This window comes from Stenotrophomonas sp. Steno-Z10-HUANG (assembly GCF_056393075.1).
Window position 1 is genome coordinate 168,047 of record NZ_JBWJPA010000005.1, and the last position, 16,418, is coordinate 184,464.

General features: G+C 70.7%; 16 protein-coding genes. 1 reads left to right on the top strand and 15 read right to left on the bottom strand.

Translation table 11 applies throughout. From position 1 onward, the window contains the following. Nucleotides 1–135: 135 nt before the first annotated feature. On the bottom strand, nucleotides 136–549 hold the full coding sequence (locus tag AC06E6_RS09020; RefSeq protein ID WP_240213295.1) for a VanZ family protein: 414 nt from the start codon (nucleotides 547–549) through the stop codon (nucleotides 136–138). Beyond that, the gene (locus AC06E6_RS09025) at nucleotides 546–1,730 is read right to left on the bottom strand and encodes a class I SAM-dependent methyltransferase (RefSeq protein ID WP_240213296.1); all 1,185 of its coding nucleotides are present in this window, start codon (nucleotides 1,728–1,730) and stop codon (nucleotides 546–548) included. Before AC06E6_RS09025 ends, AC06E6_RS09020 begins: the two co-directional genes overlap by 4 nt. Nucleotides 1,731–1,784: 54 nt before the next feature. Here AC06E6_RS09025 and AC06E6_RS09030 point away from each other — a divergent pair, with 54 nt between their 5' ends. Next, on the top strand, nucleotides 1,785–2,522 hold the full coding sequence (locus AC06E6_RS09030; protein ID WP_104938039.1) for a pteridine reductase: 738 nt from the start codon (nucleotides 1,785–1,787) through the stop codon (nucleotides 2,520–2,522). A 159-nt stretch (nucleotides 2,523–2,681) separates the two neighbouring features. On the opposite strand, the gene folK is transcribed toward AC06E6_RS09030, so the two are convergent. The 13 genes from folK to AC06E6_RS09095 form a co-directional block, all read right to left on the bottom strand. Then, a complete protein-coding gene (gene folK / locus AC06E6_RS09035; RefSeq protein ID WP_161613198.1) occupies nucleotides 2,682–3,170 on the bottom strand; it encodes a 2-amino-4-hydroxy-6-hydroxymethyldihydropteridine diphosphokinase in 489 nt (162 codons plus the stop codon). Nucleotides 3,171–3,348: 178 nt separating this feature from the next. Then, entirely contained in the window at nucleotides 3,349–4,869 is a 1,521-nt protein-coding gene (locus AC06E6_RS09040; RefSeq protein WP_240213297.1) for a response regulator, read from the bottom strand. A gap of 6 nt (nucleotides 4,870–4,875) precedes the next feature. After that, nucleotides 4,876–5,316, bottom strand: coding sequence for a response regulator (locus AC06E6_RS09045; protein ID WP_054662938.1), 441 nt, complete (start codon nucleotides 5,314–5,316; stop codon nucleotides 4,876–4,878). 11 nt (nucleotides 5,317–5,327) lie between these two features. Then, on the bottom strand, nucleotides 5,328–7,133 hold the full coding sequence (locus AC06E6_RS09050; RefSeq protein WP_240213298.1) for a sensor histidine kinase: 1,806 nt from the start codon (nucleotides 7,131–7,133) through the stop codon (nucleotides 5,328–5,330). 193 nt (nucleotides 7,134–7,326) lie between these two features. Beyond that, complete coding sequence (locus AC06E6_RS09055) at nucleotides 7,327–7,713, bottom strand: BON domain-containing protein (protein ID WP_478061035.1); 387 nt, start codon at nucleotides 7,711–7,713, stop codon at nucleotides 7,327–7,329. An 18-nt stretch (nucleotides 7,714–7,731) separates the two neighbouring features. Next, a complete protein-coding gene (gnd, locus tag AC06E6_RS09060; protein WP_240213300.1) occupies nucleotides 7,732–8,646 on the bottom strand; it encodes a phosphogluconate dehydrogenase (NAD(+)-dependent, decarboxylating) in 915 nt (304 codons plus the stop codon). A 2-nt stretch (nucleotides 8,647–8,648) separates the two neighbouring features. After that, nucleotides 8,649–9,914, bottom strand: a complete 1,266-nt coding sequence (locus AC06E6_RS09065) for a hypothetical protein (RefSeq protein WP_478061036.1) — start codon at nucleotides 9,912–9,914, stop codon at nucleotides 8,649–8,651. Beyond that, complete coding sequence (locus AC06E6_RS09070) at nucleotides 9,911–10,456, bottom strand: DUF2242 domain-containing protein (protein WP_240213301.1); 546 nt, start codon at nucleotides 10,454–10,456, stop codon at nucleotides 9,911–9,913. The genes AC06E6_RS09065 and AC06E6_RS09070 overlap by 4 nt, the downstream gene beginning before the upstream one ends. Before the next feature lie 95 nt (nucleotides 10,457–10,551). Continuing rightward, complete coding sequence (locus tag AC06E6_RS09075) at nucleotides 10,552–12,726, bottom strand: carboxy terminal-processing peptidase (protein ID WP_240213302.1); 2,175 nt, start codon at nucleotides 12,724–12,726, stop codon at nucleotides 10,552–10,554. Between the two features lie 390 nt (nucleotides 12,727–13,116). After that, the gene (lipA, locus tag AC06E6_RS09080; protein ID WP_161615593.1) at nucleotides 13,117–14,124 is read right to left on the bottom strand and encodes a lipoyl synthase; all 1,008 of its coding nucleotides are present in this window, start codon (nucleotides 14,122–14,124) and stop codon (nucleotides 13,117–13,119) included. Nucleotides 14,125–14,139: 15 nt separating this feature from the next. Beyond that, the gene (gene lipB / locus AC06E6_RS09085) at nucleotides 14,140–14,790 is read right to left on the bottom strand and encodes a lipoyl(octanoyl) transferase LipB (protein ID WP_240213386.1); all 651 of its coding nucleotides are present in this window, start codon (nucleotides 14,788–14,790) and stop codon (nucleotides 14,140–14,142) included. 47 nt (nucleotides 14,791–14,837) lie between these two features. Continuing rightward, the gene (locus tag AC06E6_RS09090; protein ID WP_104940108.1) at nucleotides 14,838–15,116 is read right to left on the bottom strand and encodes a DUF493 family protein; all 279 of its coding nucleotides are present in this window, start codon (nucleotides 15,114–15,116) and stop codon (nucleotides 14,838–14,840) included. Between the two features lie 168 nt (nucleotides 15,117–15,284). After that, the gene (locus AC06E6_RS09095; RefSeq protein WP_104938032.1) at nucleotides 15,285–16,238 is read right to left on the bottom strand and encodes a CsgG/HfaB family protein; all 954 of its coding nucleotides are present in this window, start codon (nucleotides 16,236–16,238) and stop codon (nucleotides 15,285–15,287) included. Nucleotides 16,239–16,418: the final 180 nt, after the last annotated feature.

The following is a 16,418-nucleotide window of genomic DNA, read 5'->3' on the forward strand; positions in this document are numbered from 1 at the left end:
TCAATGCACGGCGCGGGTGCACACGCCTCCGCGGCAAGCACGCCCGATCGCGACGTCGCCTTTGCGTCGGCCATCGCTGGCGCGAGCCTGCGGACGGCGCCGCTGCGCGGGAACAGCCTGGGCAGACGCAGGCGCTTAGCGCTCCCCTGCGCCGTCGCGACGCGGCTGCAGCCGCAGCAGCAGATCGCGCAGCGGAGTGAACATCGTCGCCAGGCCCGCGGCCACGCCGAGGGTATTGGCCAGCGCGTCGAGCGGGTCGGCGCTGCGGGTGTCGGTCAACGCGCCCTGCGCGAATTCGATGCATACGCCCATCGCCACCAGCGCCAGGCCCACGGCCAGCAACGCGCGGCCACGGCGGAACAACTGCACCGCGCTGGCCGAGAGCAGGAAATAGGCAATGAAGTGTTCGGCCTTGTCGCCGTTCTCCGGCAGCGGTGGCAACGGCGGCGGCGGAATCAGGCACACCACGGTCACGCCCAGCACCGCCAGCGCCCACAGCCCGATCCAGAACGGCAGGTGGCGCAGCGGTTTGAACAGCGGGCCGCTCACAGGCGCCAGGTCAGGTCGCCCATCGCGAAGGCGGCCGACAGGTCGACGTCGCGGCTGAAGCCCATCACCTGGAAGCGCTCGCCCATTTCGGTGGGCAGGGTCAGCCGCTTGAACTGTTCGCGCAGACGCACGCGCCCGACCTCGTCGGTGCGTTCGTCGGCCTCCTCGAGCAGGCCGGTGATGCCGTTGCCGAACAGGAAGCCGGCCTGGTGGCAGTAGCCGGCCAGGTCGAAGCCGGCGCCGGTGCCGGCCTCGGCCAGGGCGGTGAAGTCCACCGAGGCGGTGATGTCCTGCAGGCCCGGCCACAGGTACACGTCGTTGTGCACGCGGTGGCGGTAGAACGCGCGCAGGGTGCCGTCGCGGCGGTCGTCCTGGTAGAACTCGGCACGGGTATAGCCGTAGTCGACGAACAGCATGGCGCCGCGGCGCAGGCCGCCGGCCACCGCCTGGATCCAGTACGGCAGCTGCGGCAGCAGTTCCGAACGGTAGCCGTCGGCGAACGGGCGTTCCAGGTAGCGCTCGAGGTGGCGGACCGCCGCCGACAGCAGCATGTCCGCCGGCTGCGCGCCGCGCACGAAGCGGCCTTCGCCGTCGAGCTCGACGGTTTCCTCGTAGACCTCGCCCTGGTCGATGAGGAAACGCGGCGTGGGCAGCGCGTCGATCACCTCGTTGGCGAACAGCACCCCGTCCCATTCATCCTCGAACGGGCGGTCCAGCCATTCCACCCGCGCGAACACCGCCGGGTCGAGCGCGCCCTGCAGGCGCTGGCGCTGGCGCTGGCGCAGGTCGGCGCTGGGCTCGAGGATGGCGTAGCGCGCAGGCAGCGCGTCCAGCCCGGCCAGGTGGCGTAGCGCGGCCTCGGCGAACGCGCCGCTGCCGCCGCCCAGTTCCAGCACCCGTGCCTGCGTGCCCAGCTGGCGCAACACCGGCGCCAGCGCGTTGGCGGTGGCCGCGGCGAACAGCGTGCCCAGCTCCGGCGCGGTGACGAAATCACCGGCGGCGCCGAACTTGCTGGCGCCGGCGCTGTAATAGCCCCAGCCCGGCGCATACAGCACCAGTTCCATGAACCGCGAGAACGGCATCGCGCCGCCCTGGGCGAGGATCTCCGCGCGCAGGTGCGCGGCCAGCTGCTCGCTGTGGGCCAACGCGTCGGATTCGGGCAGGGGCAGGTCGGAATGCATGGGACGGCGGTTTGCGGAGACAATGCACAGGATAGCCGAGCGAGGAAAACGCAGATGACGGATCCGCAACGGGTGGCTTTGGTGACGGGCAGCGCGCGCCGTATCGGCGCGGTCATCGCCCGTCACCTGCACGCCCATGGTTACCGGCTGGCGCTGCACGCGCACCAGTCGGGCGAAGAACTGCAGGCGCTGGCCTTCGACCTGGAGAGCGAGCGCCCGGGCAGCGTGCTGGCGGTGCAGGCCGACCTGCGCGACCCACGGGCGCTGCCGGAGCTGGTCGAGGAGGTGGTGGCGCATTTCGGCCGGCTCGACGCGCTGGTCAACAATGCCTCCAACTTCTTCCCCACGCCGCTGGGCCAGGTCGAGGTCGAGCAGTGGGACGAGCTGTTCGCGGTCAACGCACGCGCGCCGTTCTTCCTGGCCCAGGCCGCCGCCGGGCACCTGCGCCGCCAACGCGGGGCTATCGTCAACCTGACCGACCTGCACGCCAGCCAGCCGCTGCGCGACCACCCCGCCTATTCGGCGGCCAAGGCCGCGCTGGAAATGACCACCCGTTCGCTGGCGCTGGAGCTGGCGCCGCACGTGCGGGTGAACGCGGTGGCGCCCGGCGCGATCCTGTGGCCGGAACAGGGCAAGAGCGAAGCCGCCAAGCAGAAGCTGCTGGAACGCACGCCGCTGGCGCGTACCGGCACCCCGCACGAGATCGCCGCGGCGGTGCGCTGGCTGCTCGACGATGCCGGTTACATCACCGGCCAGACGCTGCGGCTGGACGGTGGGCGCACGCTGACCTGAGCGATGGCGGCGGCGGTCGCGCCGATGCCGGCCCGGTTCAGCGGCAGGAACCAGATGCGGGCGACGCCTGGCCAGAACCGCCGCCGCGGCCCCGGCGGCGCACCGCGTGGCTTTCCGCGGTGCCGCGGAAAGCGGGCCACCGGCCGTCGGACGGCGCGCTCAGTCCGCCAGTTCGACGGTATCGAACACGTCGCCATGCTGCGGGTGTGCCTGCCACATCTGCCGCAGGCTGAGGCCACGGACCGGGTCGATGAAGTCCGGCGCGATGTCGGCCAGGGGTTTGAGCACGAAGGCGTGCTTGAGCTCGGGCCGGGGAATGCGCAGGTGCCCGGGGCCTTCCACCACCAGGTCGCCGTAGTACACCACGTCGATGTCCAAGGTGCGGTCGCTGAAGCGCGGCCCGCTGCGGTCGCGGCCGTGCGCGTCCTCGACCGCATGCAGCCAGTCGTCCAGCTCCAGCAGCGGCATGCCGGTGTCGAGCATGACCGCGTTGTTGAGGAAATCCGGGCCGTCGAAGCCCACCGCCGGGGTGCGGTAGGCCGGGGAAACGGTGATCTGCCCGAAGCGCCCGCGCAGCACCCGCAGCGCCGCCTGCAGGTGATGGTGCGGGCGCACGTTGCTGCCCAGGCTCAGTAGGACGGTCGTCATCGAAGGGGAGGCGCGGTGTTGCGCCAAACGGTCGGAATCGGGACGCACATGATAGGGCTTCGGGCCAGGAACCAGTGCAGCGGAAGCAGGAACCAGGGAGGGTGCAAGCAGGGGCGGTTGCCGCGGCGGTGACCCGCTCCCGCCTTCCCCCACGGGTTCCTGGCTTTTCCCCGGCTTCCTACCCCGTGCCCAGCGCGTCGGCCACGACCCGGAACACGCGCCGCATCTCCAGCGGGCGCGGCAGCACGTGCACGCTGATGCCGGTGGGTACCAGGCCGTCGGCGAACGCTTCGTTGCGGTTCTCCTCCAGCACGATGGCCGGCCCGCGGTAGCCCATGCCGTGCATCTCGGTGAGCAGCTGCCCGGCGGACAGCAGCGGGATGCCGCTGTCGACCAGTACCGCGTCCGGCATGCCGGCCTCCTGCAGGTGGCGCATCGCCGCGGCACCGTCGGCGGCCAGCCGCAGCCGGTAGCCCTGGCTGGCCAGCGCGTTGCCCAGCAGCGACAGGCGCGTGGCCTCGTCGTCCACCACCAGTATCCGCTGGCCACGGCCGGCCGGGACCACCGGCATGGCGCTCTCCTCGCGCTCCACCACGGCGCCATGCAGCGGCAGCAGCAGGTCGAAGCGGGTGCCCTCGCCCGGGCGGCTGGACACCGCAATGGTGCCGTCCAGGCTCTCGACGATGCGCTTGCACGACACCAGCCCCAGCCCGGTACCGCTGGCCTTGGTGGTGAAGAACGGGCTGAACAGGCGCTCCACGGTCGCCGCGTCCATGCCGATGCCCTGGTCCTGCACGCGGATGCACAGGCGCTCGCCGTCGGTGGTGGCCACGCGTTCGGCCACCAGGCTCAGGCGGCCACCGTCGGGCATGGCCTGGATCGCGTTGAGCGCCAGGTTGAGCAGCACCTGCTGCAGTTCGGTGTAGTTGCCCTCCACCGCCAGGCGCTCGTCGCGCACCTCCAGGTGCAGGTCGATGTTGCCCGGCAGGCTGCTCTTGAGCAGCATGCCGACCCCCTGGAACAGGCGCTGCAGGACGATGCGCTCGCTGGGCAGCCGCGAGCCGCGCACGAACGACAGCATCGACTCGACCATCTCGTGGCCGCGCCGCCCGCACTCGGCGATGACGTCGGCCAGCCGCACCACCTTGGGGTCGTCGCTGCGGTCGCGGATCAGGTCCGGCACGATCAGCAGCGGCTGCAGGATGTTGCGCAGGTCGTGGCTGAGCCCGGCCGCCAGCAGCGCCAGGCTTTCCAGCCGCTGCGCGCGCATCAGCTCGTCCTCGACCCGCAGCCGTTCCATCTCGCGCCGCGCCTCGCGGATGGCGCGTGCCACCGCCGAGGGCAGCCGTGCCGGCTGGTGCTTGATGATGTAGTCGTTGGCGCCTTCGTGCAGCGCCTGGACCGCGGTTTCCTCGCCCATCGTCCCGGAGACGAAGATGAAGGGCACCAGCGGATGCGTCTCGCGCAGGATGCGCAGCGCCTGGTAGCCGGAGAAGCCCGGCATGCTCAGGTCCGACAGCACGATGTCCGGCGTCCACTGCGCCAGCAGCGTGCGCAGCTCCGGCTCGCTGTCGACCCGCTCGAAGCTGCATTCCAGCCCGGCTTCGAGCATCTGGTCGCACAACAGTTCAGCGTCCTCGGCCGAATCCTCGACCAGCAGGATGCGCAATGGACCCAACGGCGTCCCTTTGTTGGGCATGGCGGCTTACTCCAGCTCCGGGGCCTGGTTGATGACCGCCCAGAAGGTGCCGAGCGTCTTGACCGCGTTGAAGAACTGGTCAACGTCCACCGGCTTGACCACGTAGGCATTGACGCCCAGGTCCCAACTGCGCGCCAGGTCGCTTTCCTCGCGCGAGGACGACAGGATCACCACCGGCAGGCGCTTGAGCTCGTCCTCGGCGCGGATGCGCTGCAGCACTTCCAGCCCGTCCATGCGCGGCATCTTGATGTCCAGCAGCAGGACCGCCGGCAGGCCCTCCTCGCGGTTGGCATACGCCCCGCGGCGCATCAGGAAATCCAGCGTCTCCACGCCGTCCTCCACGTGCACGATGGGATTGGCCAGGCGCGCGTCGCGCAGCGCGTCGATCGCCATTTCGGCGTCGGCGGGGCTGTCTTCGGCGATGAGGATGGTACGCAGGGGACTCATTCGGGTGGACCTCAGCTGTGCGCCTCGGGCGCAGGGGGTGGCAGGATGAAATGGAAGGTGGCGCCCTGGTCGACCTGGGCCTCGGCCCAGATGCGGCCGCCATGGCGGGTGAGCACGCGGCGCACGCTGGCCAGGCCGATGCCCGTGCCGGGATAGTCGCTGGCCTTGTGCAGGCGCTGGAACACGCCGAACAGCTTGCCGGCGTACTGCATGTCGAAGCCGGTGCCATTGTCGCGCACCGTGAACTGGTGGCTGCCGTCGGGCAACTGCTGCGCGGACACCTCGATCAGCGCATGTTCGCGGCCGGCGGTGTATTTCACCGCGTTGCCGAGCAGGTTCAGCCACACCTGCCGCATCATGTTCTCGTCGGCCACCAGCACCGGCAGCGGGCCAATGTTCCACTGCACGTCGCGCACCGCGCCGTCGGCACCGGCTTCGGCGCGCAGGTTGGAATCCAGCAGCGCGCGGGTGTCGGCGACCAGCGACTGCATGTCCACCGCCTGCAGGCGCATCGCGCCACGGCCCAGCCGCGAATAGACCAGCAGGTCGTCGATCAGCGCCGCCATGCGCCGCGCCGAGTCGCCGATCACCTGCAGGTAGTGGCGCGAGCGTTCGTCCGCGTCCTCGCCCAGGTGCCGCGCCAGCTTGTCGGAGAAGCCGGCCACGTGCCGCAGCGGCGCGCGCAGGTCGTGCGACACCGAATAGCTGAACGCCTCCAGCTCGCGGTTGACCTCGGCCATCTGCTCGACCTTGCCTTCCAGCTGCCGGTTCAGCTCCTCCACCCGCAGCTGCACGGCACGCTGCAGGGTGATGTCGCTGACCGTCATCAGCACCACTTCGTCGTCGCTGTCGGGCAGCGGCATGCGCCTGGCATTGACCAGCATGATCCGCACCAGGCCGTCGACGCCCCGCTGTTCATGCTCGTAGTCCCACAGCTCGCGGCCGCGCAGCAGCACGTCGGCCAGGCGCTGGTGGATGATGGGGTCGGCCCAGGCGCCATCGCCGATCGACTGCAGCAGCTGGCCGTTGGCATCGCGGCCCTCGACGCCGTACAGCTCGGCGAACGCGGCGTTGTGCAGCACGATGCGCTGCTCGGCGTTGAGCAGCACGATGGGTTCGCGCACCGTCTGCAGCACCGCGCTGGCGCGGGCGCTGGCCTGCAGCAACCGCTGCTCGGCGCGGGTGCGGCGGCCGATCTGCCGCTTCAGCAGCCACAACACCAGCCCCAGCAGCAGCAGCTGCGCGGCCAGGGTGCTCCAGGTCACCAGGGTGGACAGACGCTGCTGGCGCTGCGCCGCGGCCACGCGCTTGGCCAGCAGCTGCTCCTCGTGGCGCTGCAGCTCGACGACGATGTCGCGGATCGGATAACTGAACGTCATTTCCTCGATCAACTGCCGCTGGCGCGGCGAATCGACGCTGTCGGCGATCTGCTTGGCCAGCGCCATGCGCCGTTCCAGCATGGAGGTGATGCGGCCGATGCGCACCAGCTGCTCGGGGCTGTCGCTGACCAGGCTGGACAGCTCGCCGACGGTCTGCCCGACGTCATCGGCGCGCCGCAGGCGTTGCCGCAGCGCGTCCGACGACACGCCCTTGGACATGGTCAGCGCGGCCGACTCCACGTCGCGGATGTCGGCCTGCAGCACGTACAGCCGCGCGCTCACCGCCTGGGTGTGCGCCACCCAGTTGGCGGCATTGACGCTGTCGCGCGAAAGCTGCAGCAACAGCAACGAGGGCACCACGACGATCAGCAGCGCGGCGAGCGCCAGGCCGGCAAAGCGCCAGCGGTCCCAGCCCTCGTCGGTGAATCGATAAGCCATCCTCATTCCTTAAGCCTGTGGCCGGTACGAAAACCGGGATCAGCGTGAACGGTTTCCCAGGGACGCCAGGCCGTTGGCAGGCAGTGCCGCGGGCACGGCTCCCCTGGGACTGGAGCCGGCCGAGTGCATGCGAACCGGTACGCAAGCATTGCATGATTCGGCGCCGGAGTGAACGCGGCGCACGCGGTGGTCGTCACGGCTGCGGCGCTGCCCCGGCAATCCGCAGCGCCTGCGCCTCGACGCCGCGCACGCCCCTGACCGCGGCCACCCGCTCGAGCACGCGCTCGCGGGCCAGTGGGCTGTCGACCACGCCTTCCAACGTGACGATGCCCGCCGTCGTGTTCACCCGCACGTCGACCGCGGCATCGCGCTGCAGCGGTACCAGCGCCGCACGGATCCGCGTGGTGATCCAGGCATCGCTCATCGGGTCGGTTTCCGGCGCTGGCGGTAGCGGCAACGGCCCCGGCGCTGGCGGTAGCGGCAACGGCCCCGGCGCTGGCAGCGCCTGCAACGGCAATGCCAGCGACAGGCCGCACCCGAGTGCGGCCAACAGCATCCACGTGCGCGCGTGCGTGCTCATCGTCCCGCTCCTCCGCATTCATTCAGCATCGTTGGCCGCCTTCACCGCATGCCCGCCGAACCCGCTGCGCATCTGCGCCAGCATCCGGTCGGCGAAGGAGTTGGCTTCGCGCGAGCGCAGCCGCTCCAGCAGCGAGAGCGTGATGACCGGCGCCGACACGTCCAGCTCGATCGCCTCGCTGACCGTCCAGCGGCCCTCGCCGGAATCCTGGACATAGGGCGCGATGCCTTCCAGCTGCGGGTTGTGCCGCAGCGCATCGGCGGCAAGGTCCAGCAACCACGAGCGGACCACGCTGCCGTGCCGCCAGGTCTCGGCCACCTGCGCCAGGTCCAGGTCGAACTCGCGCTTCTTCTGCATCAGCGCGAAGCCCTCGGCGTAGGCCTGCATCATTCCGTACTCGATGCCGTTGTGGACCATCTTGCAGAAGTGCCCCGCGCCAACCGGCCCCACGTGCGCCCAGCCACGCTCCGCTGCCGGTGCCAGCACCCGCAGCGCCGGCGCCAACCGCGCCAGTGCCGCCGGCTCGCCGCCCAGCATCAGGCAGTAGCCTTCCTGCAGGCCCCAGACGCCGCCACTGGTGCCGCAGTCGACGAACGCCACCCGCGCCTGCTGGCAGCGCTGCGCGCGGCGCAGCGAATCGCGATACCAGGAATTGCCGCCGTCCACGACCAGGTCGCCCGGCGACAGCAGCGGCAACAGCTGGTCCAGCAGCGCGTCGACCGCGCCCGCCGGCACCATCAGCCACAGCGCGCGCGGTGCCGGCATTGCCTGCACCAGCGCTTCGAGCGAGGCGGACGTGGCCACGCCGGCCCCGGCCATGCGCTCGCGCGCGGCCAGCCCGGGGTCGAACCCGGTCACGCCGATGCCCCCACGGTGCAGGCGCTGCGCCATGTTGGCGCCCATGCGCCCCAGCCCGATCATGCCCAGTTCCATGTTCAACCTCGTTCGTCGATGTCAGCGGGTACCGGCGCACAGTCGCGCAACTGCGCCTGCAGCCAGCGGTGGTACAGCGTGGTGTGCAGATTGTGCAGCGCCAGGTCGATGCTGTACGGGGTGCGCGGGTTGCGGTCGAGCAGGCGCGCGATGTGGTAGCCCAGCGGGCGGATGCCCTTGGGGTGCACGTAGAGCATCAGCCCGGCGTAGACCGGGTCGGCCAGCACCTGGTCCATCTGCGCCAGCAGCGGCCGCTGCGCTTCGGGAACGGCGTCACGCAGCGCCGGGTCGCGTTCGTGCAGCAGCCGCTCGAAATAACGCCGGCCGGCGCGGGGCAGCTGCCGCGACAGTTCCCACAGGCGCCGGTTCTGCCCGTCGTAGTAGCTGAAGCCGCCGTGCCGCGCCAATGCGTCGGCCGCCTGCGCGCTGACGTCGGTGATGACGAAGTTCTCGGCCTGGTTGTTGATGTCGTCCAGGTAGCGCTTGTCGAACACGTGCTCGATGAAGCCGGGCACGCCCATGAACGCCTGCCGCCCCAGGCGCGCGGTGCGCACCGCCTTGCCGTCGGCGAAGAACTCGCCCGCGTTGGCCCCCAGCAGGATGCTGGGCGTGTCGTGCAGGGTGAGGAAAGTGCCGATCGACAGCTCGCCCGGGGCGAATTCGCGGTCGAAGCCGGCGTCGCCATAAAGCTCGCGCTGGGTGGCCAGCTGTGCGACCTGGCGGCCGACGCCGCATTCCGAGCGCACGCGGCCGCTGTAGAACGCCTCGATCGCTGCGGAATTGGAACCGGCCGGCGCATAGCCGCGGCCGAAGCTGCGGAAGCGCTGCCAGCCCTGCGCGCGGGCGCCGCCGGGCCCGAAGCCGATCCAGCCCAGCTGCAGCGCGGAGAAGCGATACCCGCGGTTGTCCTGCAGCTGCGTGGCGGCGCGGCGGGCGGCATCGCCCAGTTGGAAGGCGTAGGCGCACAGGGTCGCGGGATGCCCGAGCAGGTCGCGCTGCAGGCGCTCACGCGACGCACCGGCGTAGCCGCGCGGCACCTGTACCTGCAGGTCGCCATGGCGGCGCGCGTCGTCCAGCGAGGCGCGCCGGCAGGGTTCGCCCCCGTGCACCACCGGTGCGGTCACGTCGCTTTCGCGTATCTGCCAGCCCAGCCGCTGCAGCAGCGACGGCAGGCATGCGGCGCCATCGGCGGCCGTTGCCGGCGGCGCCAGCCCCAGCGCCAGCGCGCAGCCGCCCAACCAGGCCGGGACACGACGGACACGCCTCACCGCGTGGCGTCCCCGGGAGCCGCCGGGGCCAGGTACTGCTGCAGGCGATCGAAGAAATGGCGGTAGAACACCGGATCCTGCACGGTGCTGCTGGCCACCCGCACCAGCGAATCGTCCTTGCCGCCGAACGGCAGCGACACCGAGCCCAGCGCGCCGACGCCGACGCTGGCCGAGGTCGGCGATTTCTTCAACGCGTAGCGGTCCTGGACCGCGCTGGCGAACACCTGCGCGCGGCCATCGCCATGCGCCGCGCAGGACACCCGCAGCACCAGCTGCTCGTGGAGTTCTTCCCGGGGCTGGAAGTTCTTGTTGGCCTCGACGCTGTCGGCGCCGGCGCGGGTGATCGCATACCCCTGCCCCAGCAACGCGCGGCGCGCGGCTTCGCACGCCTGCGCCGGGCTGGCGTCGATGTCGCGGGTATAGGTGTCGCCGGAGTCGAACGACTCGCGCAGCAGCGTGGTGTCGGCCGCGCGGCCACCGCAGCCGCCGAGGACGGCGCAGCAGGCCAGGACCAGCACGACGCGTGAACGATGCCTGTGCATGGCGCCTCCACTTGCCGAAGGCCCCGAGCATAACGCCGCCGGCGTGCAGGCACGCTGACGGCGGCTTGAACGCGGGCGGGCGCCCCGCCCCGCGCTCAGTCGGCCCAGCGGCCAGGGCCGGTGGACTGCGGCAGTACCTGCGCCGACAGCGGCCGGTCCTTTTCCAGCAGGTTCACCGCGTCGGCCAGGATCGACGCCGACTCCTTGAGCAGCGGATCGGGGCGCTTCTCGGCGGCCTTCTCGCGCGCGGCGTCCTTGACGATGTCCCGCTCGTTGCCGGTCAGGCCGTCGTCGCTGCCATCGTCGGCCAGCGGGTCCAGCGGCAGGCCCAGCTGCCGGCGCACTTCCTGCCGCTGCTTGCGCTGCGCGTCCTGCCTGTCACGCTCGGCACGGCGCTCAGCCTCGTTGAGCGAGACGTACTTCTTCTCCGCTTCGGTGCGGAACTGCTGCACGTCCTCTTCCCACCACTGGAACTCGCGGTCGCCGCGGATGCGCGCGGCATGGCGGGTTTCCAGCTTCGGCAGGATCGGCGCGAAGTTGCCGTACTGGGTGTGCGGCACCGCGGCGATGCGGGTCCACGGCAGCGCGTTGTCGTAGGTGCTCTCGCCGAACTCGCTGGCATCGACGCTGGCCGGGAACGCCAGGTCGGGCACCACGCCCTTGTGCTGGGTGGACGAGCCGCTGACGCGGAAGAACTGGGCGATGGTCAGCTTGACCTGGCCGAAGCGCTCCTTCTCGCTGGCCGGCCAGCGGTCCAGCGGCACCACGTTCTGCACGGTGCCCTTGCCGAAGGTGGTCTCGCCGATGACCAGGCCACGGCCGTAGTCCTGGATGGCACCGGCGAAGATCTCCGAGGCTGAAGCCGAACCGCGGTTGATCAGCACCGCCAGCGGCCCGTCCCAGGCCACGGCCGGGTTGCGGTCGCTGTTGACGGTGACCCGGCCGCCGGATTCGCGCACCTGCACCACCGGCCCCTGTTCGATGAACAGGCCGGTCAGCTCGATCGCCTCGTCCAGCGAACCGCCGCCGTTGTTGCGCAGGTCCAGCACCACGCCGTCGAGCTTGTCGGCCTTGAAGCCGGCCAACAGGCGCGCCACGTCGCGGGTGGCCGACGCGTAGTCGCTGGCGTTGCGGCGGCGGCCTTCGAAATCCTGGTAGAAGGTCGGCAGCTTGACGACGCCGATGCGGCGCGCGGGCTCGCCGGCCGCGCCGGGGATGGTCATGGTCTCGCCCTTGGCGGCCTGTTCGGCCAGGCGCACCTTCTGCCGGGTCAGGGTCACCATGCGGTGCTTGCCGTCCAGGCCTTCGGCGGCGGGAATGAACTCCAGCCGCACCTGGGTGTCCTTGGCGCCGCGGATCTTGGCCACCACGTCGTCGATGCGCCAGCCGATCACGTCCTCGACCGGGCCCGAGCGGCCCTGGCCGACACCGACGATGCGGTCGCCCGGCTTGAGCGTGCCGTCCACCGAGGCCGGGCCGCCGGCGATGATCTCGCGGATCACCACCACGTCGTCCTGGCGCTGCAGCTGCGCGCCGATGCCTTCCAGCGACAGCGACATGGCCTGGTTGAAGTTCTCGGCCGTGCGCGGGGTGAAGTAATCGGTGTGCGGGTCGACCGCGCGGGTGTAGGCGTTCATGAAGAAGGAGAACACGTCCTCCCCCTTCACCTCGTTGACCGACTTGAGCAGCGTCGCGTAGCGCTTGTCCAAGGTCTTGCGGATGTCGGCCGCCGGCTTGCCGGCCAGGCGCAACCGCAGCCAGTCGTTCTTCACCGACTTGCGCCACAGCTCGTCCAGCTCGGCGCTGCTCGCCCACGGCACGTCCTTGCGGTCGTAGTCGAAGCGCTCGTTGCTGGTGAAGTCCGGCTCCTGCCGGAGCAGGCGCCGCGCATAGGCGACGCGTTCGCTCACGCGCTGGCGGTAGACCGCGAACACCTGGAACGCCGGGTCGAGTTCGCCCGTGCGGATCGCCGCGCCGGTCCGCTCGGCCAGCGGCGCGAAGCGCTCCACGTCCTCGCGGGTGAAGAACTGCTTGCCGCTGTCCAGCGATTCCAGATAACGCTTGAACACATCCTGCGCGGTCGCCGCGTCCAGCGGACGCGGGCGGTAGGCGTAGCGGCTGTCGGACAGCAGCCCGTAGACCAGCTTGGAGGTGGTGGCCTGGTCGAGCGTCGCGGCGGACGGCAGCGCCGAGGTGTCGGCGCGCGCCAGCAGCGCGGCCGGTGCGGTCAGCGCGAAGGCCAGCAGGAAAGCGGGTACTCGGTAGTTCATCAAAATACTCGTGGCACCGGGCGGTGGAATGAGACTGCGGATGACTCGGACAACGGGACAGTGCCGGAAGTTGCAGCGCTTGTCATCCGGACCGCCCACAGCCTAGCGGCCCGACCGTAGCGCAACGTGAACCGTGCCGGGGCACCGCGGCGGCGGCCACCCCGGCCACGGCCACAGTGGTCGTTCCCGCAAGGGCAAGCGCGGTGCCCGGCGATCGCCCGGCGGCCGGGGCGAGGCTCCCGGGCCAGGGCGCGGCCGGGGCGGCGGAACCGGAAAAGCAGGCCTGTGCCACGTGGCCGGGCCGCGCGGCGCGGGTACCGGCGGCGGCACGGCGCCGTGCCACCGCAGGGTGGCACGGGTCAACGGCCGGCGGCGTGCGCCGGACGCGGGTCAGCCGACCCCGGCGCCGGCGGCCTGGCGGTCGGCGTGGTAGGACGAACGCACCATCGGCCCGGACGCCACGTGGTGGAAGCCCAGCGCGTAGCCGTACTCCTCCAGCGCCTTGTACTCGTCCGGTGTCCAGTAGCGCAGCACCGGGTGGTGATGCGGGGTGGGCTGCAGGTACTGGCCGATGGTGACCATTTCCACGTCGTGGGCGCGCAGGTCGCGCAGGGTGGCCTGCACCTGCTCCAGGGTTTCGCCGAGGCCGAGCATGATGCCGGACTTGGTCGGCACGCCCGGGTGCTGCGCCTTGAACTTCTGCAGCAGGGTCAGCGACCACTGGTAGTCCGCGCCCGGGCGCACGTTGCGGTACAGGTCCGGCACGGTCTCGATGTTGTGGTTGAACACGTCCGGCGGATTGGCCGCCAGGATCTCCAGCGCGCGCTCCATGCGCCCCTTGCCACGGAAATCCGGGGTCAGGATCTCGATCCGGGTGCCCGGGCTGAACTCGCGGATGGCGCTGATGCAGTCGACGAAATGGCCGGCGCCGCCATCGCGCAGGTCGTCGCGGTCGACGCTGGTGACCACCACGTACTTCAGGCCCATGTCCTTGACCGTCTGCGCCAGGTGCAGCGGCTCGGCGGCGTCCGGCGGCTTGGGCCGGCCGTGGGCGACGTCGCAGAACGAGCAGCGGCGGGTGCAGACCTCGCCGAGGATCATGAACGTGGCGGTGCCGTGGCCGAAGCACTCGTGGATGTTGGGGCAGCTGGCCTCCTCGCACACGGTCACCAGGCGGTTCTCGCGCAGCTTGGCCTTGAGCTGCTGGACGGCGTTGCCGGAGGGGATGCGCACGCGGATCCACGACGGCTTGCGCAGCACCGGGGCCTCGGCGAACTGCACCGGCGAACGGTTGATCTTGTCGCCACCGAGCTGCTTGGCGCCGGCCTGCAGCGGCGCGGACGGGGTGTCACCCTGCAGGACCTGCAGGGGAATGGAGCGGTGGGAGGATTCGTTCATGGCGTTCCGGCGGCGTCAGGGCCGCATGGTCAGGTCGGGCAGTCCGGGATCGTCGCGCAGGTCCAGCCCGAACTGCCGGGCCAGGTGGGACAGCAGCACCGGCTTGACCGCCGCGATGCCCGAAGGACCGCCCAAGTCTAGCACCGAGGTCACCTGCATCCCGGCATAACCGCAGGGATTGATGCGGTGGAAGGGCTCCAGGTCGAGGCTGACGTTGAACGCCAGCCCGTGGAAGCTGCAGCCACGGCGCACGCGGATGCCGAGCGCGGCGATCTTGGCGCCGCCGACGTACACGCCGGGCGCGCCTTCCAGGCGTTCGGCGACGATGTTCCACTCGTCCAGGGTGTCGATGATGGCCTGCTCGATGCGGCACACGTAGTCGCGCACGCCGATGCCCAGCCGGCGCAGGTCCAGCAGCGGGTAGACCACGATCTGGCCGGGGCCGTGGTAGGTCACCTGGCCGCCGCGGTCCACGTGCAGCACCGGGATGTCGCCCGGCGCCAGCACGTGTTCGTCCTTGCCAGCCTGGCCCAGGGTGAACACCGGGTCGTGCTCGACCACCCACACTTCGTCGACGGTGGCGTCGTCGCGGGCGTCGGTGAAGCGCTGCATCGCGTGCCAGACCGGCGCATAGGCCTGGCGGCCGAGGTCGCGCAGCGTCGCCACGCGGACCCTGCCGCCGCCTGCCGCCGCGGCCGCGGCCGCGCAGGCGCCTACAGCGTCCACTTCACTTCCGGGTGGTTGCGCAGGGCCACGTGCGCGGCGTCGTACTGGGCGCGGCTGTCGGCCTTGAAGGCGATGCGCACGGACACGTACTTGCCGTTGGACGAGTGCTTCCAGCTGATGCGCTCGTTGAGCACATCCACGCCCGCCTGCAGCAGCAGCCGCGGCAGCTCGTGCTCCAGCCCGATGTTGGCCGCGCCCATGGCGCTCAACTCGAAGGTGCCGGGAAACTGGAAGCCGTGTTCGGGGTTGTCGGACTTGATTTCCATGCCCGCCATTATCGGGGCGCGGGCCGGCAAACCCAAGGTCCGGGAACGCGGAAGGGCCGCTGCGGGCGGCCCTTCCGTGGAAAGCTGCGTTGTCGCTGGCGCCGGTGCATGTGCCGGCCAACGGCCGGCACCTACCCGAAGCGTACCGGCCGCGGCCGGTACCCTCGCTTATTTGGACAGCTCCAGCAGGGTCGAGGAGACCCAGCCCTTGTTGCCCAGCTCGTCCTCGACTTCCCACATCACGCCTTCCTTGTTGCCGGTGGGGTACAGCATCATGCCCGGATCCAGCGAGCGCACCGGCGCGCCGGTGCCCTTGGCGTTGGCCAGCAGGCGGCCCGGGCGGGTCACCGTGACCGCCTGCTGGGCGTTGGCCGCCGAGGCGTTCTCCGGCAGGCCGCCGAGCTGGGCGACGATGTCGGTATAGGCCTGCAGGTAGGCCATGGTGATCACCTGGCCGATTTCGGTATTGGCATAGCCGCCGACGCCGGCCGCACCGAAGCCGCCGCCGCCGAACAGGCCGCCGCCGGCACCGAAGCCGATGTCGCTCTTGCGCGCCGAGCCCTCGGAGATCGCCACCTGCTCGGAGGAGCGCACGTCGGTCACGGTCAGCACCACGTCGGCGGTCTTGCTGCGGAAGTTCAGGCCACCGACGATCGCGCCGGCCTTGCCGCCGATCAGGCCGCCCAGCAGGCCGCCGATGGCGTTGCCGCCGGCGTTGCTGTTCTGGGACACCAGGTCGGGGATCATCACGTAGTCGGCGGCCTTGATCTGGCCCTTGCCGACGTTGGAGCGGCCGCGCAGGTCGCCGCTGGCGGCCAGCTCACGCTCGAACTGGCCGGCGGCCATGCCGGCGCCGCGGTCCACCAGGGTGAAGCAGCGCGAGCGGCTGACGAACACCTTGATCAGCCGCGACGGCGCCGGCAGTTGCTGGCCGGTCCACCAGTTGGTGGCGTCTTCGGGCTCGATCACCGAAATGGTGCCGATCGGGCGCTGGCACACCGGGATCTGGGCGGCCGCCTGCTTGCGCTGCTCCTGCGCCTGGGTACCGGTGTTCTTGAACGACGCCTGCGCCGGCTGGCTGGACAGGACCGCGGCGACACCCACGGTCAGGGCAGCCGCCATCAGCGGCGAAAAGACATTACGCATAGTGTTGTATTCCCCGTTAACCTGCGCCGCGTGGCGGGCGCGTTCCTTTGGTCTGAAAACCCAGCGACAGGGTCCTGGTCCTTGCAGGCAGCCAGTATGGCAAGCGCGGAGTGGTCGGCGGCGATGCTACCGCAGGGCCATGACGCTTTCCAACCG

Coding starts and splice junctions, on each gene's coding strand:
- AC06E6_RS09025 (WP_240213296.1), bottom strand. CDS start 1,730: ATGCATTCCGACCTGCCCCTGCCCGAATCCGACGCGTTGGCCCACAGC.
- AC06E6_RS09030 (WP_104938039.1), top strand. CDS start 1,785: ATGACGGATCCGCAACGGGTGGCTTTGGTGACGGGCAGCGCGCGCCGT.
- folK (WP_161613198.1), bottom strand. CDS start 3,170: ATGACGACCGTCCTACTGAGCCTGGGCAGCAACGTGCGCCCGCACCAT.
- AC06E6_RS09040 (WP_240213297.1), bottom strand. CDS start 4,869: ATGCCCAACAAAGGGACGCCGTTGGGTCCATTGCGCATCCTGCTGGTC.
- AC06E6_RS09045 (WP_054662938.1), bottom strand. CDS start 5,316: ATGAGTCCCCTGCGTACCATCCTCATCGCCGAAGACAGCCCCGCCGAC.
- AC06E6_RS09050 (WP_240213298.1), bottom strand. CDS start 7,133: ATGGCTTATCGATTCACCGACGAGGGCTGGGACCGCTGGCGCTTTGCC.
- AC06E6_RS09055 (WP_478061035.1), bottom strand. CDS start 7,713: ATGAGCACGCACGCGCGCACGTGGATGCTGTTGGCCGCACTCGGGTGC.
- gnd (WP_240213300.1), bottom strand. CDS start 8,646: ATGGAACTGGGCATGATCGGGCTGGGGCGCATGGGCGCCAACATGGCG.
- AC06E6_RS09070 (WP_240213301.1), bottom strand. CDS start 10,456: ATGCACAGGCATCGTTCACGCGTCGTGCTGGTCCTGGCCTGCTGCGCC.
- AC06E6_RS09075 (WP_240213302.1), bottom strand. CDS start 12,726: ATGAACTACCGAGTACCCGCTTTCCTGCTGGCCTTCGCGCTGACCGCA.
- lipA (WP_161615593.1), bottom strand. CDS start 14,124: ATGAACGAATCCTCCCACCGCTCCATTCCCCTGCAGGTCCTGCAGGGT.
- AC06E6_RS09090 (WP_104940108.1), bottom strand. CDS start 15,116: ATGGAAATCAAGTCCGACAACCCCGAACACGGCTTCCAGTTTCCCGGC.
- AC06E6_RS09095 (WP_104938032.1), bottom strand. CDS start 16,238: ATGGCGGCTGCCCTGACCGTGGGTGTCGCCGCGGTCCTGTCCAGCCAG.